The sequence below is a fragment of the Actinoallomurus acaciae genome, assembly GCF_042429965.1.
GTDB classification, from domain to species: domain Bacteria; phylum Actinomycetota; class Actinomycetes; order Streptosporangiales; family Streptosporangiaceae; genus Actinoallomurus; species Actinoallomurus acaciae.
The window spans coordinates 1-2,747 of sequence record NZ_JBHLZP010000793.1 but is presented as its reverse complement, the minus strand read 5'-3'; the positions used below and the strand labels follow the sequence as shown (position 1 = coordinate 2,747).

At 57.0% G+C, this 2,747-nt stretch carries 1 rRNA gene (running past one end of the window); it reads left to right on the top strand.

From position 1 onward, the window contains the following. Window positions 1-2,747: ribosomal RNA gene (locus ACFFNX_RS47070) — 23S ribosomal RNA — on the top strand (its annotated part extends 371 nt beyond the left edge of the window); the annotation flags it as partial.

Below are 2,747 nucleotides of genomic sequence, written 5' to 3'. Positions count from 1 at the left end.
GGGGTAGCTGAATGATCTGGAATGGTCGACCGTAGTCGGTGATAGTCCGGTAGGTTAAACCTTGTTGTCTTCATTGGGTGTTTCCCGAGTAGCACGGGGCTCGTGAAATCTCGTGTGAATCTGCCAGGACCACCTGGTAAGCCTAAATACTTCCTGGTGACCGATAGCGGACTAGTACCGTGAGGGAAAGGTGAAAAGTGCCCCGGTGAGGGGTCGTGAAATAGTACCTGAAACCGTGTGCTTACAAGCCGTCAGAGCTTTTGCTGCCTTTTGGGTGGTGGGGGTGATGGCGTGCCTTTTGAAGAATGAGCCTGCGAGTTATGGTGTGTGGCGAGGTTAACCCGTGTGGGGGAGCCGTAGCGAAAGCGAGTCTGAATAGGGCGTTTGAGTCGCATGCTGTAGACCCGAAGCGGAGTGATCTACCCATGGGCAGGTTGAAGCGCGGGTAAGACCGTGTGGAGGACCGAACCCACCAGGGTTGAAAACCTGGGGGATGACCTGTGGGTAGGGGTGAAAGGCCAATCAAACTCCGTGATAGCTGGTTCTCCCCGAAATGCATTTAGGTGCAGCGTCGCGTGTTTCTTGCCGGAGGTAGAGCTACTGGATGGCCTAGGGGGCCGACAAGCTTACTGAAGTCAGCCAAACTCCGAATGCCGGTAAGTGAGAGCGTGGCAGTGAGACTGCGGGCGATAAGGTTCGTAGTCGAGAGGGAAACAGCCCAGATCATCGGCTAAGGCCCCTAAGCGTGTGCTAAGTGGTAAAGGATGTGGAGTTGCCGTGACAACCAGGAGGTTGGCTTAGAAGCAGCCATCCTTGAAAGAGTGCGTAATAGCTCACTGGTCAAGTGATTCCGCGCCGACAATGTAGCGGGGCTCAAGCACACCGCCGAAGCTGTGGCATTCCAACATTACCCTAGCAGGTTTTCCTGTTCAGGGGTTGGGGTGGGTAGGGGAGCGTCGTGTGGGCGGTGAAGCGGCGGCGTGAGCTAGTCGTGGAGGCCACACGAGTGAGAATGCAGGCATGAGTAGCGAATGAGGGGTGAGAAACCCCTCCGCCGGATGACCAAGGGTTCCTGGGGCAGGCTAATCCGCCCAGGGTAAGTCGGGGCCTAAGGCGAGGCCGTGAGGCGTAGTCGATGGATAACGGGTTGATATTCCCGTACCCGCTGACACGCGCCCATGCTGAATCCTTTGATACTAACCGTGTGGACTCTGCTTGGTTCCTTCGGGAGTCTTGTTGGGGCGAGCGTGGGACCTGATGGGGTAGTAGGCAAGTGATGGGGTGACGCAGGAGGGTAGCTCAGCCCAGGCGGTGGTTGTCCTGGGGTAAGCATGTAGCCCGTGCCATAGGTAAATCCGTGGTGCGTGATGGGTGAGATGTGATGCCGAGCCGATTTAGGTGAAGTGAGTGATCCCATGCTGCCGAGAAAAGCCTCTAGCGATGTGTGTCGGCGGCCCGTACCCCAAACCGACTCAGGTGGTCAGGTAGAGAATACCGAGGCGATCGGGTGAACTGTGGTTAAGGAACTCGGCAAATTGCCCCCGTAACTTTGGGAGAAGGGGGGCCCCTGCTGGTGACCAGACTGGCTCTGTGGAGCTGGTGGGGGTCGCAGATACCAGGGGGAAGCGACTGTTTACTAAAAACACAGGTCCGTGCGAAGTCGAAAGACGCTGTATACGGACTGACGCCTGCCCGGTGCCGGAACGTTAAGAGGACTGGTCAGCCCTTTCGGGGGTGAAGCTGAGAATCTAAGCGCCGGTAAACGGCGGTGGTAACTATAACCATCCTAAGGTAGCGAAATTCCTTGTCGGGTAAGTTCCGACCTGCACGAATGGCGTAACGACTTCCCCACTGTCTCAACCACAGGCCCGGTGAAATTGCAGTACGAGTAAAGATGCTCGTTACGCGCAGCAGGACGGAAAGACCCCGGGACCTTCACTATAGCTTGGCATTGGCGTTTGGAGCGTCTTGTGTAGGATAGGTGGGAGACTTTGAGGCGGTGACGCCAGTTACCGTGGAGTCGTTGGTGAAATACCACTCTGGTCGTTTTGAGCGTCTAACCCGCACCCGTGGATCCGGGTGGGGGACAGTGCCTGGTGGGTAGTTTAACTGGGGCGGTTGCCTCCCAAAATGTAACGGAGGCGCCCAAAGGTTCCCTCAGCCTGGTTGGCAATCAGGTGTTGAGTGCAAGGGCACAAGGGAGCTTGACTGTGAGACAGACATGTCGAGCAGGTGCGAAAGCAGGGCCTAGTGATCCGGCACCACCGTGTGGATGGGGTGTCGCTCAACGGCTAAAAGGTACCCCGGGGATAACAGGCTGATCTTGCCCAAGAGTCCATATCGACGGCAAGGTTTGGCACCTCGATGTCGGCTCGTCGCATCCTGGGGCTGGAGTAGGTCCCAAGGGTTGGGCTGTTCGCCCATTAAAGCGGCACGCGAGCTGGGTTTAGAACGTCGCGAGACAGTTCGGTCCCTATCCGCTGTGCGCGTAGGAGACTTGTGAGGGTCTGTCCCTAGTACGAGAGGACCGGGACGGACGAACCTCTGGTGTGCCAGTTGTATCGCCAGGTGCATGGCTGGTTGGCTACGTTCGGTCGGGATAACCGCTGAAAGCATCTAAGCGGGAAGCCTTCCTCGAGATGAGGTCTCCCAACCTTTTATGGTTGTAAGGCCCCCAGCTAGACGACTGGGTTGATAGGCCGGAGATGGAAGCACTGTGAGGTGTGGAGTTGACCGGTACTAATAGG